Below are 21,357 nucleotides of genomic sequence, written 5' to 3' on the forward strand. Positions count from 1 at the left end.
CGCCTCCCTCTATACCGGCATCAGCTTCATGACGGTTTCGATAATAATGCTGATGATGGGTATCGCGAGTACAAGGATCAGCACCTTGCCAGCAAGTTCAATTTTAGAAGCAATGCTCTCCTGGCCTGCATCCCTGACAATCTGTGCGCCGAATTCAGCAATGTACGCTATGCCTATAATTTTCAGTACAGTTTTCAGATAAATGCTCTCCATGCCTGAATTCTCGGCAAGCCGTTTCAACACCTCGATCACCGCGCCAATCTTGCCAATCAGCAGCATGAAGATCACGATGCCGGTAGCAGCAGCTATCAGAAAAGCGAACATCGGCTTCTGTTCTTTGATAACTAGAATGAGCACCGTTGCGATGAGCGCCAGACCTACAACTTGGATAATTTCCACAGGTCACCACCATCCCGGCTTCATGACCGTTTTCATTGAAAAAGAAATATCGATTTGATCTCTTGCAGCAGGCTGTCCAGCATTCGGACCACCATGAACAATACAACGACAAATCCGATCACGGTCACCCAGTGAGCCATATCTTCCTTTCCCATTTGTTTCAGCACCGTATGAATCATTGCAATGATGATTCCGATGCCCGCAATTTGAAAGATTGCGTTCACTTCTAAATTCATGACCTTGGCACCTCACTATCCCGGCTATTTCAGAAGATCAGAATGACGATTAACGCTCCGACAAGCATCCCGAGACTGCGGCACATTCGTTCATATTTCATTTGATCGGCTTGGGCGCGGGATTCCTCATGCATTAGTTGCTGAATGGCTAACGAGATGTGCTTGGTCTGATCCTGACGATCGCTGGTGCCAAGGCTGAAGCTCAATTGCAGCATGACCTCCCGCTCGTCCGCCTTCATGGCTGATCTTCCCCATGCCTCTTCTATACCAGACTGAAGACTCTCACGAGCAGTGTGTCCATGAGGTGGCTCCATCTGCTTGGCTGCGTGGAGGAACAGCGTCCGAACAGGCTCTTTTGTCTGGGCCCCCATTTTCCCCATAGCATCAGGCAACGGGGTCAGCCCGTAGTTAATCTCTGTCATCAACCGCTGAAGAGCAGCGATTAATTCTCGCAGTTGTCTTGGCCTCAAGGCATACTGCCTCGCCTTGTAGAATCCGGCTAGGGTACTGGCCAGCAGAATGATGACGGCACCGAGCATGTTAACCAAAGGCCTCACCTCCCACTTCTGCCTGCTGGAGACCGCGCATTTTGCCATCGGCCATTCGAAAGGTCATGCCCCGGCTCGTCCGTTGCAGCTGTACATAACGCTGGAACATCTGCTCGACGATCAGGGTTCTCAGTGCAGGTCTGGAAGAAAGCTCGGCCAGATCACGACCATGCGCAGTGGCGATGACCGATACGCCTGCATGTAGTGCTTCCATGACCGCCTCCGCATCTTCCGGTCGGCCTATCTCGTCCACGATCAGAACATCGGGAGACATGGAGCGAAGCATCATCATCATGCCCTCAGCCTTTGGACAACCGTCCATGACATCGGTACGAGGTCCCACATCAAATCCAGGTACGCCCTTGTAGCTTCCAGCAATTTCGGACCGCTCATCAACGATGCCAACCTTTAGACGTGGACGCATGCCCTGAACAAGTTCATTGACACCCGTAAGTTTGGTTCCACTGCTAATCTGTCTTGCCAGATCCCGCAGTAATGTGGTCTTGCCTTGCTGCGGAGGTGAAAGAATTAAGGTGTGCATGACCTGTCCACTTTTCATGTCCAGCAGATATGGCAAAATCCGATCAGCGACTCCGTGAATTTCTCGGGCCACCCTGACATTGAATCCATTGATGTCGCGCAGGTATTCGACGCGGCCTCCACTTAGCACTGTTCGGCCAGCCAGTCCAATCCGATGCCCGCCAGGAATAGTGATGAAGCCTTTACGCAGCTCCTCTTCCAATGTATAAAGCGAATGATTGCTGATCAGATCCAGCAGCCTGTGTGTTACCTCTTTTAAAGGAATATAGGCTTCATCAGGCTTCGAAGTCGGACTGCCCTGGGGTGTGAGGAAGTGATAGGTGTCTCCTGCATTGATTTCCAGTGGTCTTCCTTCACGGATACGTACTTCCTCCACTTTATCTAATAAAGCGGGCGGCATTCTTCCCAGAATGGTTCGAATCGGTTCCGGAAAGAGATCCTTCCAGTTCACCATCATGAATAGGCCCCTCCAACCTTGAATTCGGTTTTATTGCGTTCCTGGTGCTTGTTCATATCTCAAGTTTATGTGTGTACATTGAATTTATGACGCTGAACTCTATCATTTTCTTCAAAATAGGGAGGAGAGTTTAAAAATCATAGATCAGACTACTGTTCTTGTTCTAGGCACCCGTCTAGATCCAAGTGCATATAGTGCTTGCAGACAGGTGATATTCATTCCGGGATAAAAAGGACAGAACCACCTATCCCCAAATACAGAAAGGAGTTGTGGGGAGTGCGAGTCGATGTGGTAGGTAATGTGAATGAAGTTCGAAGAATGGATATTGCAGGACGATGTGTGGTTGTCATCGATGTGTTGCGAACGACCAGTACCATCGTTACGGCACTGGCATACGATGCAGCGGACGTCATTGCTGTAGAAACTGTTCCTCAAGCGAAACAATTGAACGTGCAGGATGCCATTCGTGGTGGGGAGCGTTTTGATAAAAAAATTACAGGATTCGAGGTGGGCAATTCCCCCTATGAATATATGACTCCGAATATTGCGGGTAAAACCATTATTCTGACTACGACAGATGGTACACGTGCCCTGATCAAGGCATCCAAGGCTAGACATGTGTTCGCAGGCTCATTTCTCAATGTGAAGGCTGTCGCGGATGTTCTGTGCGAGCTGCGCCGGGATATCTTATTGTTATGCGCCGGGGATCAGGATGAGTTCGCGCTGGAAGATGGTTTATGTGCAGGCAGCATTATCGAGGAGTTATACCGACAATCCACTTTCCCCATTAGGCTGAACGATTTGGGCCTGGCGCTCCATCAGGCTGCCTCTCATGCCGAGGATAAATTACCCGATCTTGTTAGAGTATCCGCTGGTGGTCGAAGGCTGGAAAGGCTAGGGAGGATACATGACATAACGTATTGCACCCAATTGAACTTGCTGGACTGTGTTCCAGAGATGGGTGAAGGGAACCGGATGCAACCATTCAGAGGAACACGTAAGGAACGGCTGTTTAAATTGCTGTGAACAACCTAAAAAGGTGTACTGCGATCCCGAATGGGAATACACAGTACACCTTTAGTGTGTCTTTACAACTGTATTGTTTTTATCTGCGAACTTGCGGTCCGCCAATGACTGCCTGCTCAGCCGTATCCAGATCATATGCTGTATGCAGCGCCTTAATTACGTCATGAAGCTTCTCTCCGTCAATAACACAGGATACCTTGATCTCGGAAGTGCTGACCATCTTGATGCTCACGCCTTCGCCCGAGATGACTTTGAACATCTTCGCAGCAACACCCGGATGGCTAACCATGCCTGCGCCAACGATGGAGACTTTCACCAGGTCTTCTTCAGAAGTAACTTCACGGTAAGGCAGGCGGCTATGGAGGGCTTCAATGACACGCAGTGCGTTCTCCCGGTCAGACAGCGCAACAGAGAACGAGAAGTCTGCTTTACCGTCCATCACACCACTCTGAACGATAATGTCGACATCCAGCTGTTCTGATGCAAGGGCACCAAACACTTCAGCGAGAACCCCCGGTACGTCTGGTACACCCAGAATACTGATGCGAGCCACATTTTTGTCATAGGCAATTCCACTAACTACCACGCCTTGTTCCATTGTTGCTTCCTCCTTCACAACCGTTCCTTCATTATGGTTAAAGCTGGATCTTACAATCAAAGGCACACCGGAATGCTTCGCGTATTCAACAGCACGCGGATGCAATACCGCTGCTCCCAGGTTGGCCAGTTCCAGCATCTCGTCGTACGAAATTTCCTTAAGCTTGCGTGCAACCTTCACGATCCGCGGATCGGTGGAATAGATACCATCTACATCCGTGTAAATCTCACAAGCATCCGCCTTAATAGCTGCTGCCAAGGCTACTGCTGTTGTATCCGATCCCCCGCGGCCAAGTGTCGTAATCTCGCCGTCTTCCGTCATTCCCTGGAAACCTGCAACGATTACAATGTTGCCCTCAGCCAGCGCCTCATTCACCCGTTCCGGATGAATATCGTTAATCCGTGCTTTGCCGTGTACCGGCTCTGTCCGGAATCCCGCTTGCCAGCCTGTAAATGAAATGGCTTTGCGTCCTAGTGCCTGAATCGCCATGGATAACAATGAAATCGAGATCTGTTCTCCCGTAGTCAAAAGCATATCCATCTCACGTGCAGGCAGTTCACTGTTCAGCTGTTTCGCCTGATCAATCAGATCATCCGTGGTATCCCCCATGGCCGAAACCACGACTACACACTGATGTCCTTCATCCGCTTTTTCTACAACACGTCCGGCTACACGCTTCATGCGCTCTGTATCTCCGACCGAGCTGCCCCCAAATTTCATGACGTACAATGACAACGCAAATCCACTCCCTACCTTGTGCAGTATGCATAATTGATGTCCACCGTCATTATTCTCTCCGAAAAATGACTTTAACCCAGTATATTACGAAAGCGTCTGATAGGCTAATCTTTTTTCGAAAAAACCCTTTGCCAGAGAAACGGCAAAGGGTTGAATTAACGCTTTATTAAGCTTACATTATGCGAACGTTACGCGCGGGAAGAGTATTTACCTTCACGAGTATCGATCAGCAGAACATCGCCTTCGTTAATGAACAATGGCACTTGTACGTTCAAGCCAGTTTCCACTTTTGCGTTTTTAGTAGCGCCTTGTGCCGTGTTACCTTTTACGCTTGGCTCTGTTTCGATAACTTTCAACTCTACGCTTGTAGGCAAGTCGATTCCGAGGATTTCACCTTGGTAGCTAACGATTTTTACGTTCATGTTTTCTTTGAGGAAGTTCAATTCCCATTCCAATTGGTCGCTTGTCAGTGTGAACTGATCATAAGTTTCGTTGTCCATGAACGTGTGCTCTGTACCACTAGCATACAGGTAGGATACGCCACGGTTTTCGATGATGGCACGTCCAATGGTTTCACCTGCACGGAATGTTTTCTCAACGGTGTTACCGTTGCGCAGGTTTTTCAGTTTGGAACGTACGAAGGCAGCGCCTTTACCTGGTTTAACATGTTGGAAATCAAGTACGGTATAGATGTCGTTGTCTACTTGTACGGTCAAGCCTGTTTTAAAATCGTTTACTGAAATCACAAAAAATCCCTCCTGATATGGTTGAAAAGTAGGTGATATAAGACGATGCGTTAATTTAAAGGTGGGTTCATTCTGAATTGATGATCATGTGCAACGTGACCGTTACGGGTTCGGATCGTTCTTCCGATCGCTGTTGTCTCCTTATTTTCCCGATTAGACTTTAATAGGGTTTAAAATGAGGAGACAAAGGCGAGCGCTTCGCTTCTTCAGAATCGATTCCGCTCCCTTCACTACTTTTGCAATGGTCCATAACAATCAGCAATAACCTGTACCTATAAATTAAAAATCGTCTTATATCACCGTTGGCTGTAATTTAGCCGATTACGGTGAACTTCTTGTCCGAATTCGTCAAAATGTGAATACCTGTCTCGGTAATCACCACGTCATCCTCGATACGCACGCCGCCAAGGCCGTCAATGTAGATACCCGGTTCAACGGTTACCACCATGCCCGGTTTCAATACATCGTCGCTAAGCTTGGACAAACGAGGAGCCTCATGGACTTCCATACCCAGACCGTGGCCTGTGCTGTGTCCAAATTGCTCTCCATATCCGTGTCCTGCAATGATATCACGTGCCAATGCATCTGCTTCCCGTCCGGTCATGCCCGGTTTCAGGTTCGCCAGCGTATGTAACTGGGCTTCCAGTACGATATCGTAAATTTTACGCAGTTCAGGTACAGGTGTGCCTGTTGCGATGGTACGTGTCAGATCTGAACAGTATCCATCCAAAAGAGCACCAAAGTCAAATGTAATTAACTCATTTTGTCCGATGACTTTGCCACTTGCTACACCGTGAGGCATAGCAGAACGTTCACCCGATGCCACAATGGTGTCGAACGAAGAGGAAGTTGCTCCATGTTTGCGCATGAAAAACTCCATCTCCAAATCCACTTCACGTTCAGTCATACCCGCTTTTGCGAATTGCAAAACGTGACTGAATGTTGCATCTGCCAGATCCGCAGCTCTTTGCATTACAGCGATCTCATCTTCGTCCTTGAACATGCGAAGTTGCTCCACTATACCGGATACAGCTTTCAATTCAATGGACTGAAGCGCTTCAGCATAAGCAGTATGCGTACCATAGGTGACATGATCCTGCTCAAAGCCGACCTGTTTGATGTTTGCCGATGCAAGCAATTCGCGTACGGATTCCAACGGTTTTGGTCCATGTTCCACAACGGTAAATCCTTTGGCTTGTTGCGGCGCCTGTGTCATGTAACGGAAATCGGTAAGCAGATAAGCTTCCTGTTCCGTAATCAGCACATATCCTGCTGAACCTGTAAAACCCGTCATATAACGACGGTTAATCGGATTTGTAATCAGCATAGCTGTGAGTTCATGTTTATGCATGGCCTCACGCAACTTATTTACTCGTTTGTTTTCCATCGGTTACCCTTCTTTCTCTCACATTCCCGGGTCCCCGGCTCAGGTTTGTTTGTCCAGATGACGCACGAGAGCCAGCAGCCCCAGTTCATAGCTTACTTCGCCAAATCCGGCAATTTGCCCGATTGTTTCTGCAGCAATTACTGAATGATGTCTGAATGCTTCGCGTGCATGAATGTTGGATAGATGTACTTCTACTGTAGGAACTTTTACGGCATTGATGGCATCACGCACAGCATAGCTGTAATGGGTCAGTGCTCCGGCATTCAGCATGATTCCGTCTGCATCGCCCATCGCTGCATGAATGCGATCAATGATGTCCCCTTCGTGATTGGATTGATAAAAAGCGATGGAGACACCAAGCTCCTCCGCCTGTCTGCGAATTTTGTCTTCAATATCCTTCAGACTAAGCGTTCCATAGATGCCGGGTTCACGTACACCGAGCATGTTCAGGTTCGGGCCATTGATTACAACAATCCGTTTCATAGCTGCTCCACCCTTTCTGCAAATAACCATCTGCTATTTTAACACAGCCATTGCCGGATTGAGAAGCTTTTTTGCGGCTATGCTCCCGCTTTCTCTGGCTCACGTTTCCGTTCATCCGTAAACTCCATGGCTACGGTGTAGCCAATAAACAGTCCCCACAACAAAAAGAAGCAAAATTCGGTAATGATTGAATCCCAGGTTAAGCGGTTTAAAGGCTTCACCATATCCAGTTTGGGACCTACCAGAACAAAGATAATGAGCCACCATAAAATCCCGTATCCCATGCCTGGAATCGGTCCTTTCCATTTTTTCAAAGTGAACGTGTAAATCAGGGAGGTGAGGACCGAAAAGACAATAAAAAATAGCCAGCCGGTCAAATGCCCAGCTGCAGTATAGATAAAATTGTGCTTGAAAAACGGTTCAGCCAGAAATCCCAGTGGCACAATCGTAAAATGAAGCAGATAAGACAGCCAATGCAAACCTCCCCAGATAAAACCTGCGAAGAAACCTAGCTCCACTGCAAATGGGAACGGTTTGGTGAAATAATGTGACTGGCCTTGTCGCTGGGTAGGACGTTTCCCGCGGTCCTTTTCCTCCCCTTTGTCAGCACGTCGATTTTCCTTATGGGATGTGCGTTCACCCGTGTATTCAGTCATCAAAATTCTCCTTCATGTTCAGTTTGCAAAATTGCGAATAAATCTCCATTTTCGTCCTAACTCTATCGGGTAGTATGTACAAATAAGGACAAAGATAACAACATCATCAATGGATCGACTCGTAAACTAGAAATTGCTCTCAAAATTCGATACAATAGGGTTATTAAACTGCCTTCGACCATGAAGGCCGAGAACAGAATAGGAAGGTGAATAATTTGCCTCAACAATCCAAGCCTGTCAGCTACGGGGGGCAAGCTGTCATTGAGGGCGTAATGTTCGGCGGTAAACATGTCAACGTTACAGCTGTGCGAAGAAAAGACGGCGAAATTACGTATCTGGAAGTTCCCAAGCAAGACAAGTCCTGGGTCATGAAATTGCGGCGGATTCCACTACTGCGCGGGATTGTCAGCATTATAGATTCGAGCGTCAAAGGAAGCAAACACCTCAATTATTCTGCTGACGCATACGCTGATGATGAACTGGAACCTGAAGAAAAAGCAAAGCAAAAAGAAAAAGAAGGCTCAGGTTGGAGCCTTAGCATGATTATCGGCGTCACCACAGTAGCTATCCTTTCGTTCCTCTTTGGTAAAATAGTGCTTACCTTGTTGCCGGTTGTTATTGAGAATTTTCTTTTCAAAAATGCATTCGACAATCAGTTTTTGCATAATTTACTGGAAGGCGGAATTAAGCTGATTCTGTTGCTTGCCTATCTGTGGCTGATTTCCCAGACACCGATGATTAAACGGCTGTTCCAATACCATGGTGCAGAACACAAAGTCATTAGTGCTCATGAAGCCGGAGAAGAGCTTACACCAGAGAATGTGCAGAAGTATAGCCGTCTGCACTACCGCTGCGGAAGTAGTTTTATTATGTTAACTGTCATTATTGGCGTATTTTTGTACTCGCTCTTCACATACGATAACCTCTGGGAGCGTATGGGACAGCGGCTGCTGTTGTTGCCAGTCGTACTCGGTATTTCATTCGAATTGTTGAAGTTGACCAACTCGGTACGTGACATCCCTGTACTTCGTTATCTCGGATACCCGGGGCTGTGGCTGCAATTGCTGACAACCAAAGAGCCAACGAATGAACAGGTAGAAGTATCCATTGCTTCGTTTAACCGTATGCGTGAATTGGATGCCAAACTCGCAAACGTATCCGCCACGTCGGAAGTTCCTGTTGCAACACTTGATCCTGTGAAAGGGTGAATGATATGAACAAGCAGGCAATCCTATTTTGGACGTTCATTGCACTCGCTGCTATTGGAATCTTGGCTAGGCTGGGAAGTGGAGGTTTATCTCAAATTATCATCCCCCTCGTCGTGTTCGGAGTTGTGTTCCTGCTCTATAAATATCCGCCCCGCCGTTGGGCACGCAAGGCATCGTCACCGAAGATTAAACCATCGGCTAAAACCATGGCTAAAGTTAATGCGCAGTCTAGCACTCGAAAAAGTAGCGGTTCTACCAAAAAACGCAAGGATTATCCTTTCCAAGTGATTCAGGGACAAAAGGGTAAAAGTGATGAGGACGTACCTAAGTATCACTAAAGCACCAATATCGGTGAAATACACAGAAAAGCAATTCTCCAAACATGCGGAGAATTGCTTTTTCATTTTTATACAGGAGTCAGCGGTGGGGTCTCCGCCTGTTTCTTTCTTAACTCTCGTTTCTGTTTGTCCAGCTGTTCACTGTATATCTTGGTATTCCATCCACTGAAAAATTCAGTACCAGCAGTGACCCCAGATTGATATAAAGCAGTACTGTCCTGTACGGAAAGGTTAAATTCTGTAGGTTTAATTCCAAGGGTAGGAATTTTCACAGTTCGGAAACGATTAACCTGTTCGATATATCGCTCGTCATGAGCAGTAAGCATCGTTTCAACCAATGCCTGAAGCATACTTAGAGGCCCTCTGATTCTAGCTGGCTCTCCTTCGATTTTGCCAACCATTTTAAAACCGACTACAGGGATGAGATCTCCTCCACGTTCTGTACGCTCTCCATCAAACAACCAGAGTGGAAAATTGCTCAGCAATGCTCCGTCGACGATGTAAACAAACTGGTCCGCAAAGCGTAATCCTTTGGACAGGATCGGGGATCTGCGAATGGCAACCGGGTCGAAAAAATAGGGGATACTGCAACTCATACGTACAGCCTTGGCTACTTCCAGTTTCGAAGGATCAATTCCGAATCGTTTGATATCATCTGGAAGCACCAAAATAGTGCCGTTGGAAATGTCCGATGCAATGATTAGCAACTTACCTGGAGGCAAATCAGCAAACGTCCGCACTCCCTTTTTTTTCAGCATATCCCGAATCCAGCATTCCAGTGCTTCCCCAGAATATAACCCTTTCTTCAAAAACAGCCTCGCTGCGGGTCCGATCCACTTGGTATCAAATAGGGGAGAACGTCGCAGCAACGAAGCAAACGGCGTATTCTCGATAATGACTTTCATCTCTTCCGCCGAATAGCCCGCGGCCAGCAAAGCAGCTACGATGGAGCCCGATGACGTGCCCGCTACGCGATTGAACTCAACACCTTGATCCTCCGCACCCTTTACGGCGCCAGCCAGCGAAATCCCCTTAACGCCGCCACCTTCAAATACTCCATTAATCAACACAAATAAAACCCCCGTTCTCCAGGCAGTCCATGCTACTACTGCCACTGTATGAGAACAGGGGTTGGTCATATGACGTTAAATTGTTTTACAATCCATAATAAGCTTTTAATTTGGCGATCAAGCCGAGCGGATTTTTCGTCAGGTACTGTGAGCTGAAGAAAATGTCCCCTTTCACCGTGTCATATTTCTCATTATACATAAGCTGATCAATGATTTCCTGTGATGTCTGCCACCCGATTTCCGGTGTGCCGAGCTTATAAGGCGAGTGACCAATATACAATTTCACATCCGTATTAGCTACTTCATTAGCCCACCAGTCAACCACCTTGTCATATCGTGCTGCGCTTAGTGTCATGCTCCAGTACACTTGGGGTGCAACATAGTCGATCCACTCCTGCTTAATCCATGTCCGTACATCCGCATTCATGCTGTCATAAGCGGTTACTCCTGCCTTTGTATCAGAACCTGTCATATCAACTGATTTATTACGCCATACACCAAATGGGCTAATGCCATATTCAACGCCAGCTTTCACCTTGTGGATGTTCTCTCCAAGCTGCTTGACGAATTGATTGATGTTGTCCCGGCGCCATTCTGCACGGTCACTCGTATTCAAGGTGTTGTATGCTTTGAAAGCCGCATCATCATTAAACGTTACATTGGAAGGATAGAAATAATCATCCAAATGTACGCCATCAACATCATACTGATTAACCACTTCCATAATGGAGTCAATAATATGCTGTCTCGCTTCCGGGATGCCTGGGTTGATATACAGCTTGCCTGATGCGTTAACAATCCAGTCCGGGTGAAGCTTGGATACATGGTTGGCAGCAAGCCCGGTTGTCGTTGCCGAATTGGTAGCCCGGAACGGGTTGAACCAGGCATGGAACTCAAGACCCCGTTTGTGAGCTTCCTCGATCATAAATGCAAGTGGATCATATCCGGGGTCTTTCCCTTGTGTACCTGTCAGCACACTATTCCACGGTACAAGACCTGATGGATAGATCGCATCCCCATTCGCTCGCACTTGAACAAATACAGCATTCATTCCCATATCCTTCAACGTATCAAGCTGCTGAATGAACTCCAGCTTTTGTTTCTCCACATTTCCTTTGGCACTAGATGAAGGCCAGTCGCCGTTTACCGTTGAAATCCAGGCTCCTCGCATCTCATCCGTATTTGGCGTAGTTCCTGTCCCTCCAGGCTCTGCTGGTGTTACTGGATTAGGATTAGGGGCATTACCTGTGGTCAGATTAATCGTCTGCTCAGACTGGTTCCAGGTGACCTGAATCCCCAAGTTCTCACTGACGAATCGAATCGGTACCATGACACGACCTTGCTTCAGTTCGACCGATGCATCAAGATCAACCACGGTACTGTCCACTGTTGCCTGCTGGCGTCCACTCGTCATCGTAATGACTGAATCGGATTTCTTGATTGTAACTGTGCGCGTAGCCTGTGACCAAAGCACAGATGCACCCAGTCCTTCGCTAATCACACGCAGAGGAACCATCGTTACATTTACCTTGGGCAAAATGTAAGGTGAGACATCCGATTCCAAACGTTGACCATCCAAATAAATGACAATTTCCTTTTGACTAGCTGCCTGCGCCGTCAGTCCCGAGGTTTGTAAACCCAGAACAAAAATGAGCAGCAGGATCAATCCTTTACGAAGCTTCATCAGTGCAATCCTCCATAATAATTATAAATTCGCGGCAAATTCTGCTAGTTTAATAGACGCTCCTAATGATTGTTAAGTTGCGAATAATCGCCAAATTTTGGTCAAGAAAAAGCAAAAGGACGCAACCTACCGTTTTAGCGGCAGGTGCATCCTCTGATTTTGATTGGATATTCATTGTGATTTTCCAGGCGAGTCTGGCTTTTGAAGGCTTAGGATTCTGTATTGCTCATGACTTCCTGAATACTTTTAAGATCACGCAGTCGATTCTCATCCTGGCGGAAATATTCAACCAAAGATTCGATGCAGGTAATGGAATCCCAGCTCAGATGGTGTTCAATTCCTTCAACATCCTGGTATATATTTTCCTCTTGGACACCAATCGTCGTCAAAAATTGTTCAAGCAGATGATGGCGCTCCATCAGTCGTTTGCCCATCTTTTTGCCTTTTGGCGTAAGTACCAGCCCGCGGTACTTCTCATAGATCAGGTACTCGTCTTTGTCCAGCTTTTGGATCATCTTCGTCACCGATGAAGGATGTACTTCCAAACCTTCAGCTATATCAGACACACGAGCATAGCCCTTTTCATCAATTAATTTGTATATACGCTCCAAATAATCTTCCATACTGGGCGTTGGCATCTGCTTCCCTCTCTTCTCTCTGACCGACAATATTCTTGCCTGGTCCCTATCTTATAATGATACATGTTATCAATACGCATTGGCAAGTCCTGCACAATTCATTCACTATTTCCTGTCCTTTAAATACTTCTCAGGGTTCAAATCCGTTACCATTACGCAAGTATTGGCAAGGGTGACCTATCCCGAAACGAGGCAAACTAAGCAAGGTTCCGTATTGAAAGGAGTGATTTCGTGAGTACAAGTGTAGCGCATCCACCCGTTCGCAAAGCAAAAGGCACTAAACCCTTTATTCCCGATTTGGTGTATTTTGAACCCGGTGCGCTGGAATATGAGAAAGGTAAACGAATTATGGAATGGGTTACTTCTAAAGATATCCCATATCAGATGACGACATCCCATAATCGAATTACCAATCTCCCTGGTGAAACAGAACAGGAAAAGTACCGAATGGCGAAGCGTACCCTTGTCGTAGGCGTACGTAAAACACTCAAGTTTGACCAATCGAAGCCTTCGGCCGAATATGCTATTCCCATCTCCACAGGCTGTATGGGTCACTGTCATTATTGTTATCTTCAAACAACACTTGGGGCCAAGCCCTATGTCCGCGTCTATGTAAACACCGAAGAGATCATTGAGGCTGCCAAGGGATACATTGAGGAACGTGCACCTGAACTTACCCGTTTTGAAGCAGCGTGTACATCCGATCCCGTAGGTCTGGAGCATATTACGGGAAATCTCGGTGACCTGATTCGTTTTATGGCGGATGAGGAGCATGGGCGACTTCGCTTTGTAACCAAATATCATCATGTCGATCCATTATTAGACATCAAACATAACGGACACACTCGTATCCGTTTCAGTGTGAATTCCGATTATGTGATCAAAAATTTTGAGCCAGCCACCTCACGGTTTGAAGAGCGGATTGAAGCTGCAGGCAAAATAGCTCATGCCGGTTATCCGCTCGGATTCATTATTGCCCCAATTATTTGGTACGACGGATGGGAAGAAGGATATAGTGAGCTTTTACAAAAGCTTGCCGTCACACTTCCCGAAGAAGCAACCAAGGATCTAACCTTTGAAATGATCCAGCATCGTTTCACCAAAACAGCAAAAGCCACCATCGAGAAGCGATACCCCAAAACCAAGCTGGAGATGGATATCGAAAAGCGGAAAATGAAATGGGGCCGCTGGGGACAATATAAATATGTGTATAAGGATGATCAGCAGGATGCCCTGCGCGAGTTTATAACCGAGCGCATATTCGAGCATTTCCCACTGGCCAACATTGATTACTTTACCTAAACAGCAAAGCCGGCATTAGCAACTTTTGATAAGAGCCATTGATTAAAAAAGCAGGTTACATGGTCCCAGAATTGTTCTGGTTCCCATGTAGCCTGCTTTGTTCTTATTTAAAATAACCCTTGAGTAAAACAAAAAGCGTCGTTACTCTGCGCTAGATAATCATCCAGTCTGGTGTAATTTGCTGTAGCCAGATCGTAATTTTCGTCATCTGATCCGTGAATAACAGCACGCCGAGGAACAACATTAATGCGCCCCCGGCTTTCATCATGATATTGGAATAACGCAAGATCCAGCGTGTAGAACCGATGAAAAAAGCCAGAATGAAGAACGGTAACGCAAATCCTGCCGTGTAACCCGTAATCAAAGCCAACCAGGTGGTTGGTTCGCTCGCAGCCATCGCGATGATAGCAGTCAAAATCGGTCCAATACAAGGCGACCAGCCTGCCGAGAAACCAATGCCAAAAATAAATGAGCCCAAGTAACCCGCTGGTTTCCATTTCATATCCATCTTGCGCTCTTTCATCAGAAACTGAGGTTTGAACAAACCAAGCAAAAATAAACCCATTAACATAATCAAGATTGCGGATAATTGACGAATAAGATCACGGTTATCATTGAAAAATTGACCAAATAATCCGGCTCCCAGCCCGAGCGAATAAAACACAGCCGAGAAGCCCAAAATAAACGCCAGCGTGTGAGTCAATGTCTTGAAGCGGACTTCACGCTGATTGCGTTCATCCTTCAACCGTTGTACCGTCATCCCCGTAATGTAGGAAAGATACGAAGGATACAGCGGAAGACAGCATGGCGATATAAACGAAGCTAATCCTGCTACAAAAGCCAGCCACACATTAACATCAGGCATGAAGCGGATGTCTCCCTTCCCTGGGGCTCACTTGCTCACGTTCAGACTCAGGCTCGGAACCCTTTTTTTCCAATCATCGTAAGAATCAGCATCATGATAAGCAAAAGTACAATCGTTGCTCCCGGTGCAAGGTTCCAGATCCCGGCCACAACCAGTCCAATGACCACAGCAATTTCGCCAATGACCACGGACAATATAATCGCCGATTTGAAACTTCGTGCCATTAGCAAGCTGACAGCTACCGGAATGGTCAGCAATGCGGATACTAGCAATGCGCCGACGATTTTGATCGCCGTACTAATAACAAGAGCTGTCATCACGGTAATCAACATGTTAAGCACTTTCACGGGCAATCCGGTAACCGCTGCGGCATCCTCTTCAAAGCTGAGCAGGAAAAACTCCTTATGTAACAGCGCTACAACGATGACCACGATCAGCGTGACCACACCAACCAGCTTCAAATCCGTGGAGTCTAGTGTATAAATACTGCCGAACAGGTAACTCATAACATCTGTATTATATCCTTTGCCCAGTGTGAAGAACAACGAAGCCAGCGCTACTCCACCGGACATGATAATCGCAATCGATAACTCGGCGTAACTTTTGTAAGCCTTGCGAAGTTTCTCTATCGCAAATGATGCGAGCACGGCAAAAATAAGTCCCACCGCAATCGGATACACTTCAATCAGGAATCCGAGTGCAACCCCCGCAATCGTTACATGTGACAGGGTATCCCCGATCATGGATAAACGGCGCAGCACCAGAAACAATCCGATCAACGGTGCGGTGATACCGATTAACAATCCACCCGCCAGCGCCCGCTGAAAAAAATCACTCATTAAAATTTCCAAAACACACACGACTCCTTCGGCCTTGCTCTAATCTGGTTGCGCACTCGCGTCTAACGAACCTGGGTGGTGGTATGCTGCAAATTAGTCTCGGCACAGTCTTCCACCTCATGGGAATGACGGACATGGAAATGAATCTTTCCGTTCGTCACCGCTGCTTTGGAACCGAGATAACTCTCCATCCGATCCATATCATGTGACACCATCAGGAATGTCATCCGGTGATGTTCATGCATATGGGTAATCAGTTCGAAAAAGCTGGCCTGGGATTCCGCATCAATGCCCACCGTCGGTTCATCCAGAATCAACAGATCAGGGTGATTAATAAGCGCCCGTGCCAAAAATACACGCTGTTGCTGTCCGCCGGACAGTTGTCCAATTCGTTTGTTCGCTAGATCCTCGATCCGCATCACTTGCAGGGCATCTGTGCACTGCTGCTGACATTTACGAGACATGCGGCGGAACATATTCTTGTTGTTGTACAAGCCGGACATCACGACTTCCCGTACCGTCGCAGGGAACAATGGGTTAAACGCATTTTTTTGCGGAACATAACCAATCCGTTCCCAATCTTTAAAACGTCGGATCGACTGTCCGAATAGCTTGATATCTCCCTCGGCTGGAGGTAATAGTCCAACCAACATCCGCAGTAATGTCGTTTTGCCCGCCCCGTTTGAACCGATAATCCCGACAAAATCCCTTTCCTGGACCATAAAATCAAGATTTTCAATTACTCGCTGGTCTCCGTAGGAAAATGAAAGTTTCTCGATCTCTATGATTGGATCATGACACAATGGCATGATTTGCTGCATGGCAAAGCCGCCCTTCATTATATATAAGGATCGCAAACGAATCCTTCAGTCTATCTTATTTTAATGCGATCAGCAGATTTTGCAAATTTTTCTCCATCAGGGTGAAATAATCATCCCCGTTGGTCGCCTGTTCTTTGGTTAAACCTTCTACCGGATTCAACACCATGGTCTCTACACCCGCTTCATTAGCAAGGGTTTTCGCCAGTTTATCAGACACCAGCTCTTCGAAGAAAATGTATTTAATCCCTTCATCCTTCACCAACTTGGCCAACTTCACAATATCTTGACCTGTAGGCTCCGCATCTGGAGAAAGTCCCATAATAGCATGCTGGGTCAACCCATAATCCCGTGCAAGGTACCCAAAGGCTTGGTGTGATACGACAATTTCCTTGTTTGGTACGTTGGACAATTCATCCGTAAAATGCTGATCCAGTGCTTCCAGCTTGGTCCGCAGCTCTTCGTAGCGTTGTTCATATCCTTCTTTATGTGCAGGGTCTACTTCAACCAGGCTGTTTTTGATATTCTCGGCCATTACCATTGCCGATTTTGGACTTACCCATGTATGTGGGTCCACATGATGGTCTGCAATGTCCTCTGCGTTCGCTTCATCTGCATGTTCGTCGCTATGTTCATCCACCTGTTCTTCACCATGACCGTGTCCATCATCACCTTCAGCAGTCAATAGAGTAACCCCTTCACTTACTGCAACTGACTTCACCTTGGTATCGCTATTCAGTGACTTCAGGAAGTTGGGGACCCATCCTTCCAGTCCTGCACCATTGTATAGAAATAACTGGGCTTTGGATGTATTCACAATATCTTGACTCTTCGGCGTCCAGTCATGTGGTTCAACACCTGTTGGCAGCAAATTAATGACATTTGCATCTTCTCCGCCAATTGTCGCCGTAAACGCATAGACAGGATAGAAGCTCGTGATCACATTCACTTTGCCTTCCACCATCTTGGCATTCTCCGAATTGTTCTGACCGCATGCCGACAATATGAGCAAACTAAGAACAAGCAGACCGCTAAGCAACCATTTCATATGCCTTCTTCTACCTGTCGCTAAAGTCCGGTTTACCTGGTCTGAATTTCTTCCATAATAAAGTTTCACTAGTATTCACTCCGCATCTCTTAATCGTAAACATTACTGAAAGAATTATAGGTAACCTGCTCGAACTTGTCAAGCCGCTCTGTCCTATTCATTCTTTCCTTGAGCACGGAGTTCATAACAGTATATGCTTGTTTTCTTCGTCTTAGATGCGATGTCATCCCAAAATAAAAAGTGACCCGATTCTCATCGAGCCACCTTCTATTACAACAAAATATAAATCAATTTCTTGATTACACAGTCAAAGCCCTATTTCACTTGTGCGCCATTAGGCATATTGTCCGGTACCGTTGCCAGTGTAAGCTGGTCACCATGGGATGCGGCCAGAATCATGCCCTGGGACAGTTCACTGCGCAATTTCACAGGCTTGAGGTTCGTCACACAGATGACTTTGCGTCCAACCATATCTTCAGGTGAATAAAACTTCGCGATTCCCGATACAACCTGACGTTGCTCATAGCCCAGATCCAGCTGCAACTTCAGCAATTTATCAGCTTTCTTGACCGGTTCACAGGCAATGACTTGAGCGACACGCAGTTCCACTTTGGCGAAATCATCAATACCGATCTCTTCTTTGCCTTCTGGTGCTGTGACGGGTTGAGCGGGTTCAGAAGAGCCTCCAGCATCAGCTTGAGCTGCCTCAGGCTGCGCTTCAACTTTTTTGCCCCCAGTCATTGCTTCAGCAATATAAGCAATCTCCTGTTCAGAGTCCAGACGTGGGAAGATCGGATCACCCTTCTGCAAAGCGTTGCCAGCCGGAATAACGCCCCATTGCTTCGCTGAATCCCAAGCCGTCAGTTCACCTTCCTGGATGCCGAGTTGTTCCCAGATTTTGCGCGGAGCACGTGTCAGGAACGGCTGCAAGAGGATGGAAGCGATCCGCAAGCTTTCAATTAAATGTGACATTACCGATGCCAGTTCATTGCGTTTTGCTTCATCACGAGCCAGAGCCCAAGGCTGAGTCTCGTCAATGTATTTGTTGCTGCGGCTCACAAACTGGCTGATCGCTGTCAACGCTACGGAAAATTGCAGATTTTCCATGGCTTGCTCTACTTTCTCCACAGCAGCAAGACCCGCTTCTTCAAGAGAAGCATCAAATTCAGTCACACCGGAAGTAAACTCAGGCGCTTTACCTTCGAAATATTTGTCCACCATGGCTACCGTACGGTTCAACAGGTTTCCAAGGTCATTGGCCAGGTCGGAGTTCACACGTTCTACAAAGCTTTCTGGAGTAAACGTACCATCTGAACCAAATGGAACTTCACGCAGCAGGTAATAACGCAGTGCATCCAAACCATAACGGTCAATCAGAGTTACCGGGTCAACAACATTGCCTTTTGATTTGGACATTTTGCCGTCTTTCATCAACAGCCAACCATGAGCGAATACTTTCTTCGGTAAAGGCAGATCCAGTGCCATCAGCATAATCGGCCAGTAAATCGTATGGAAACGAACAATTTCTTTACCTACCAGATGCACGTCTGCTGGCCAGAATTTGTTGTAAAGTGTTTCGTCGGATGATCCATAACCCAGAGCTGTAATATAGTTGGATAAGGCATCAATCCATACGTATACAACGTGTTTCGGATCGCCTTTAACTTTGACGCCCCATTCGAAAGTGGTCCGGGATACGGCCAAGTCTTCCAGACCTGGCTTGATGAAGTTGTTGATCATTTCATTTTTGCGGGACTCCGGCTGAATAAAACCCGGATTCTCTTCATAATATTTCAGCAAACGATCAGCATACTTGCTCATCCGGAAGAAGTAGGATTCTTCTTTGACCAGCTCCACCGGATGTCCGCTATCCGGACTTTTAGCCGAGATAATCTCGCCTTTGTCATTCTTCTCCACATCCACCAGTTGGGTTTCCGTGTAATAGGTCTCATCCGGGATACTGTACCAGCCTTCGTACTCACCCTTGTAGATATCCCCTTGTTTCAGCAAACGGTCAAAGATATCCTGAACCACTGTTTTGTGGCGCTCTTCCGTCGTACGAATGAAGTCGTCATTGGAAATGTCCAGTTTGTTCCACAGTTCCTTGATGCCAACTACGATGTCGTCTATAAAGGCTTGTGGTGACTGTCCTTTCTCTTGTGCCTTGCGCTCAATCTTCTGCCCATGTTCATCGGTTCCTGTCAGATAGTGAGCATCATAACCGCGTAGACGCTTGTAACGAACCATCGCATCTCCTGCCACAGTCGTGTAGGCGTGCCCGATATGCAGTTTGTCACTCGGATAATAAATCGGTGTTGTCAGATAAAATGTTTTTTGATCAGCCATAGATGACTTCTCCTCCTTCATATGGTCCTGCTTTTTCATTGCTTTTGCCTAAAAAAGAACACAAAAAACTCCCGTCCCTATATGGGACGAGAGTTGCTCTCACGTGTTACCACCCAAATTCCCCGTGCTTTTCGCAAACCACAGGCTCTGCCGGTCCTTCGACCGCCCATTAACGCTGGATCACGCCTCAGCCTTACGACAGCCGTTCTAATCAACGTCTGCACGCTCGAAAGAGGTTCCTCCGGGACCATATTCCATCCTCCTCCCAGACCGGTTCTCAGCTCATCCGGCTCTCTGCACTGGGGGTGTGTCTGTACTTATCCCTTCACTGGAAATCATTATACGAAAAATATACTGAAATACTGCCTCCTTTGTCAAGTGGACAGCAATCTTAAATCAACTCAAACCGGCAAAACGACCATTGAATCGTTAATCCGATACCATCACAGACTTTTCAGCCTTCGGCGGCACCAGATCCACTCCGCCTGGATGAAACGGATGGCATTTCGCAATACGCTTTGCCGCAAGCAGCGATCCTTTGAACGCACCGTGCACCTCAATCGCCTCCATCGCGTAAGCCGAGCAGGTAGGATAGAAACGACATGTCGGCGGCTTCAATGGAGAGATATAGCTGCGATACACCCGAATGGGAGCCTGAACCAGTCTGCGGGATAACTTCATCGTCAGTGCTTCCCGTGAGTGTGCTGATGTCCGGATGACACTTTGGCTGGCATATATTCTACACAGTCCTTACAGTACCCGAAAACTTCAAATTTATGATCGACAACCTGGAATTGCTCTGGCGCATCTGCAAGCTGCATCGGGCAAAAAACGATGGGATATGTCTTCTGGCATTTCAGACAAATCATATGGTGATGATGGTGATCCTCGCTGCAATGTGCTCTGAACTTCACCCCATCTTCAAAGATGACCTGTTCCAGCACACCCAATTCCTGCATGACACGCAAATTCCGGTACACCGTGTCAAAACTCAGTCCGCTGTAGGTTTTCCCCATATATTCATAGACGTCCTTGGGTGTTAAATACCCAGGGGATTCGGCAAATAACCGGGCCAGTGTTTTCCGCTGATCCGTAATGCGGAGCCCCTGCGAGGACATGGTAGTAATAATCTGTTCTGTCGACAGCATGACCTAAAACACCTCCTGTCATACGAGCATTCTGCATACATCCAAAGAGCGACTGCAATCCAGCAATCCCTAGATCGGAGTGGTTCTAATTGTCTAGGTATTGTACCCGTTAGCGTGTGGAATCAAAATATGCAAAATGCTGATACTTATGCTTGATTTATATACTTCTAATAATGCCTTAAATGAAGTTCATAGTCAACGAAAGCGCTTAGATACCGCTAATTACAAGCTGAACTAAA

The 21,357-nt window shown here is 46.9% G+C and carries 23 protein-coding genes; 4 read left to right on the forward strand and 19 right to left on the reverse strand.

The genetic code is table 11. The features are described from left to right. Positions 1-9: 9 nt before the first annotated feature. Genes spoIIIAD through spoIIIAA form a run of 4 tightly spaced genes read right to left on the reverse strand, consistent with a single transcriptional unit; the run spans position 10 to position 2,180 of the window. Complete coding sequence (gene spoIIIAD, locus MKY42_RS21750; protein WP_017687586.1) at positions 10-399, reverse strand: stage III sporulation protein AD; 390 nt, start codon at positions 397-399, stop codon at positions 10-12. Positions 400-431: 32 nt separating this feature from the next. Beyond that, positions 432-635: a stage III sporulation protein AC gene (gene spoIIIAC / locus MKY42_RS21755; RefSeq protein WP_017687585.1), complete on the reverse strand. Its 204-nt coding sequence runs from the start codon at positions 633-635 to the stop codon at positions 432-434. A 29-nt stretch (positions 636-664) separates the two neighbouring features. Continuing rightward, a complete protein-coding gene (gene spoIIIAB / locus MKY42_RS21760; protein WP_090900804.1) occupies positions 665-1,183 on the reverse strand; it encodes a stage III sporulation protein SpoIIIAB in 519 nt (172 codons plus the stop codon). Continuing rightward, a complete protein-coding gene (gene spoIIIAA, locus MKY42_RS21765; RefSeq protein ID WP_090900807.1) occupies positions 1,176-2,180 on the reverse strand; it encodes a stage III sporulation protein AA in 1,005 nt (334 codons plus the stop codon). The genes spoIIIAB and spoIIIAA overlap by 8 nt, the downstream gene beginning before the upstream one ends. A gap of 276 nt (positions 2,181-2,456) precedes the next feature. Between spoIIIAA and MKY42_RS21770 the strand changes: the two genes are divergently transcribed. Then, positions 2,457-3,206 (forward strand): 2-phosphosulfolactate phosphatase, encoded by a 750-nt coding sequence (locus tag MKY42_RS21770; RefSeq protein WP_090900810.1) that lies wholly within the window; start codon positions 2,457-2,459, stop codon positions 3,204-3,206. Positions 3,207-3,285: 79 nt separating this feature from the next. Here the strand turns inward: MKY42_RS21770 and MKY42_RS21775 are convergent, their stop codons facing one another. The 5 genes from MKY42_RS21775 to MKY42_RS21795 all read right to left on the reverse strand — a co-directional run bounded on the left by MKY42_RS21775 (position 3,286) and on the right by MKY42_RS21795 (position 7,814). Further along, on the reverse strand, positions 3,286-4,539 hold the full coding sequence (locus MKY42_RS21775) for an aspartate kinase (RefSeq protein WP_090900813.1): 1,254 nt from the start codon (positions 4,537-4,539) through the stop codon (positions 3,286-3,288). Positions 4,540-4,730: 191 nt separating this feature from the next. Next, complete coding sequence (efp, locus tag MKY42_RS21780) at positions 4,731-5,288, reverse strand: elongation factor P (RefSeq protein WP_024631007.1); 558 nt, start codon at positions 5,286-5,288, stop codon at positions 4,731-4,733. A gap of 313 nt (positions 5,289-5,601) precedes the next feature. Then, positions 5,602-6,675 carry a Xaa-Pro peptidase family protein gene (locus MKY42_RS21785; RefSeq protein ID WP_179263994.1) on the reverse strand — a complete coding sequence of 358 codons (1,074 nt, stop codon included), beginning with the start codon at positions 6,673-6,675 and terminating at the stop codon, positions 5,602-5,604. 39 nt (positions 6,676-6,714) lie between these two features. Continuing rightward, complete coding sequence (aroQ, locus tag MKY42_RS21790) at positions 6,715-7,158, reverse strand: type II 3-dehydroquinate dehydratase (RefSeq protein ID WP_076291868.1); 444 nt, start codon at positions 7,156-7,158, stop codon at positions 6,715-6,717. 77 nt (positions 7,159-7,235) lie between these two features. Then, positions 7,236-7,814 carry a YqhR family membrane protein gene (locus MKY42_RS21795; protein WP_090900819.1) on the reverse strand — a complete coding sequence of 193 codons (579 nt, stop codon included), beginning with the start codon at positions 7,812-7,814 and terminating at the stop codon, positions 7,236-7,238. Positions 7,815-8,029: 215 nt separating this feature from the next. On the opposite strand from MKY42_RS21795, the gene MKY42_RS21800 reads away from it, so the two are divergent. Both MKY42_RS21800 and MKY42_RS21805 read left to right on the forward strand, forming a co-directional pair. Further along, entirely contained in the window at positions 8,030-9,022 is a 993-nt protein-coding gene (locus tag MKY42_RS21800; protein ID WP_339853027.1) for a DUF1385 domain-containing protein, read from the forward strand. Between the two features lie 5 nt (positions 9,023-9,027). Further along, positions 9,028-9,360: a hypothetical protein gene (locus MKY42_RS21805; RefSeq protein ID WP_090900826.1), complete on the forward strand. Its 333-nt coding sequence runs from the start codon at positions 9,028-9,030 to the stop codon at positions 9,358-9,360. A 68-nt stretch (positions 9,361-9,428) separates the two neighbouring features. On the opposite strand, the gene MKY42_RS21810 is transcribed toward MKY42_RS21805, so the two are convergent. From MKY42_RS21810 to mntR, 3 genes are all read right to left on the reverse strand, one after another. Beyond that, on the reverse strand, positions 9,429-10,430 hold the full coding sequence (locus tag MKY42_RS21810) for a patatin-like phospholipase family protein (protein ID WP_339844594.1): 1,002 nt from the start codon (positions 10,428-10,430) through the stop codon (positions 9,429-9,431). A gap of 85 nt (positions 10,431-10,515) precedes the next feature. After that, positions 10,516-12,114 (reverse strand): family 10 glycosylhydrolase, encoded by a 1,599-nt coding sequence (locus MKY42_RS21815; protein WP_179263990.1) that lies wholly within the window; start codon positions 12,112-12,114, stop codon positions 10,516-10,518. Positions 12,115-12,323: 209 nt separating this feature from the next. Further along, the gene (mntR, locus tag MKY42_RS21820) at positions 12,324-12,752 is read right to left on the reverse strand and encodes a transcriptional regulator MntR (RefSeq protein ID WP_090900835.1); all 429 of its coding nucleotides are present in this window, start codon (positions 12,750-12,752) and stop codon (positions 12,324-12,326) included. Between the two features lie 231 nt (positions 12,753-12,983). Here mntR and splB point away from each other — a divergent pair, with 231 nt between their 5' ends. Then, a complete protein-coding gene (gene splB / locus MKY42_RS21825) occupies positions 12,984-14,054 on the forward strand; it encodes a spore photoproduct lyase (RefSeq protein WP_090900838.1) in 1,071 nt (356 codons plus the stop codon). A gap of 151 nt (positions 14,055-14,205) precedes the next feature. Here splB and MKY42_RS21830 read toward each other — a convergent pair whose 3' ends face one another. The 7 genes from MKY42_RS21830 to MKY42_RS21860 form a co-directional block, all read right to left on the reverse strand. Continuing rightward, a complete protein-coding gene (locus MKY42_RS21830) occupies positions 14,206-14,919 on the reverse strand; it encodes a cytochrome c biogenesis CcdA family protein (protein WP_024631017.1) in 714 nt (237 codons plus the stop codon). 47 nt (positions 14,920-14,966) lie between these two features. Further along, positions 14,967-15,770, reverse strand: a complete 804-nt coding sequence (locus MKY42_RS21835; RefSeq protein ID WP_090900844.1) for a metal ABC transporter permease — start codon at positions 15,768-15,770, stop codon at positions 14,967-14,969. A 50-nt stretch (positions 15,771-15,820) separates the two neighbouring features. Beyond that, complete coding sequence (locus MKY42_RS21840; protein ID WP_236703697.1) at positions 15,821-16,597, reverse strand: ABC transporter ATP-binding protein; 777 nt, start codon at positions 16,595-16,597, stop codon at positions 15,821-15,823. A 37-nt stretch (positions 16,598-16,634) separates the two neighbouring features. Next, complete coding sequence (locus MKY42_RS21845; RefSeq protein ID WP_339844603.1) at positions 16,635-17,624, reverse strand: zinc ABC transporter substrate-binding protein; 990 nt, start codon at positions 17,622-17,624, stop codon at positions 16,635-16,637. 315 nt (positions 17,625-17,939) lie between these two features. Further along, positions 17,940-20,009, reverse strand: coding sequence for a methionine--tRNA ligase (metG, locus tag MKY42_RS21850; protein ID WP_339844606.1), 2,070 nt, complete (start codon positions 20,007-20,009; stop codon positions 17,940-17,942). Positions 20,010-20,399: 390 nt separating this feature from the next. Beyond that, the gene (gene yidD / locus MKY42_RS21855) at positions 20,400-20,651 is read right to left on the reverse strand and encodes a membrane protein insertion efficiency factor YidD (protein ID WP_024631022.1); all 252 of its coding nucleotides are present in this window, start codon (positions 20,649-20,651) and stop codon (positions 20,400-20,402) included. A gap of 2 nt (positions 20,652-20,653) precedes the next feature. Beyond that, positions 20,654-21,118 (reverse strand): Fur family transcriptional regulator, encoded by a 465-nt coding sequence (locus tag MKY42_RS21860; RefSeq protein ID WP_090900850.1) that lies wholly within the window; start codon positions 21,116-21,118, stop codon positions 20,654-20,656. Positions 21,119-21,357 lie beyond the last annotated feature (239 nt).

Source organism: Paenibacillus sp. FSL W7-1088 (genome assembly GCF_037969855.1).
GTDB lineage: Bacteria > Bacillota > Bacilli > Paenibacillales > Paenibacillaceae > Paenibacillus.

Coding starts and splice junctions, on each gene's coding strand:
- MKY42_RS21845 (WP_339844603.1), bottom strand. CDS start 17,624: ATGAAATGGTTGCTTAGCGGTCTGCTTGTTCTTAGTTTGCTCATATTG.
- MKY42_RS21805 (WP_090900826.1), top strand. CDS start 9,028: ATGAACAAGCAGGCAATCCTATTTTGGACGTTCATTGCACTCGCTGCT.
- spoIIIAA (WP_090900807.1), bottom strand. CDS start 2,180: ATGATGGTGAACTGGAAGGATCTCTTTCCGGAACCGATTCGAACCATT.
- mntR (WP_090900835.1), bottom strand. CDS start 12,752: ATGCCAACGCCCAGTATGGAAGATTATTTGGAGCGTATATACAAATTA.
- MKY42_RS21830 (WP_024631017.1), bottom strand. CDS start 14,919: ATGCCTGATGTTAATGTGTGGCTGGCTTTTGTAGCAGGATTAGCTTCG.
- spoIIIAC (WP_017687585.1), bottom strand. CDS start 635: ATGAATTTAGAAGTGAACGCAATCTTTCAAATTGCGGGCATCGGAATC.
- MKY42_RS21860 (WP_090900850.1), bottom strand. CDS start 21,118: ATGCTGTCGACAGAACAGATTATTACTACCATGTCCTCGCAGGGGCTC.
- MKY42_RS21795 (WP_090900819.1), bottom strand. CDS start 7,814: ATGACTGAATACACGGGTGAACGCACATCCCATAAGGAAAATCGACGT.
- MKY42_RS21815 (WP_179263990.1), bottom strand. CDS start 12,114: ATGAAGCTTCGTAAAGGATTGATCCTGCTGCTCATTTTTGTTCTGGGT.
- yidD (WP_024631022.1), bottom strand. CDS start 20,651: ATGAAGTTATCCCGCAGACTGGTTCAGGCTCCCATTCGGGTGTATCGC.
- aroQ (WP_076291868.1), bottom strand. CDS start 7,158: ATGAAACGGATTGTTGTAATCAATGGCCCGAACCTGAACATGCTCGGT.
- MKY42_RS21840 (WP_236703697.1), bottom strand. CDS start 16,597: ATGAAGGGCGGCTTTGCCATGCAGCAAATCATGCCATTGTGTCATGAT.
- MKY42_RS21785 (WP_179263994.1), bottom strand. CDS start 6,675: ATGGAAAACAAACGAGTAAATAAGTTGCGTGAGGCCATGCATAAACAT.
- metG (WP_339844606.1), bottom strand. CDS start 20,009: ATGAAAAAGCAGGACCATATGAAGGAGGAGAAGTCATCTATGGCTGAT.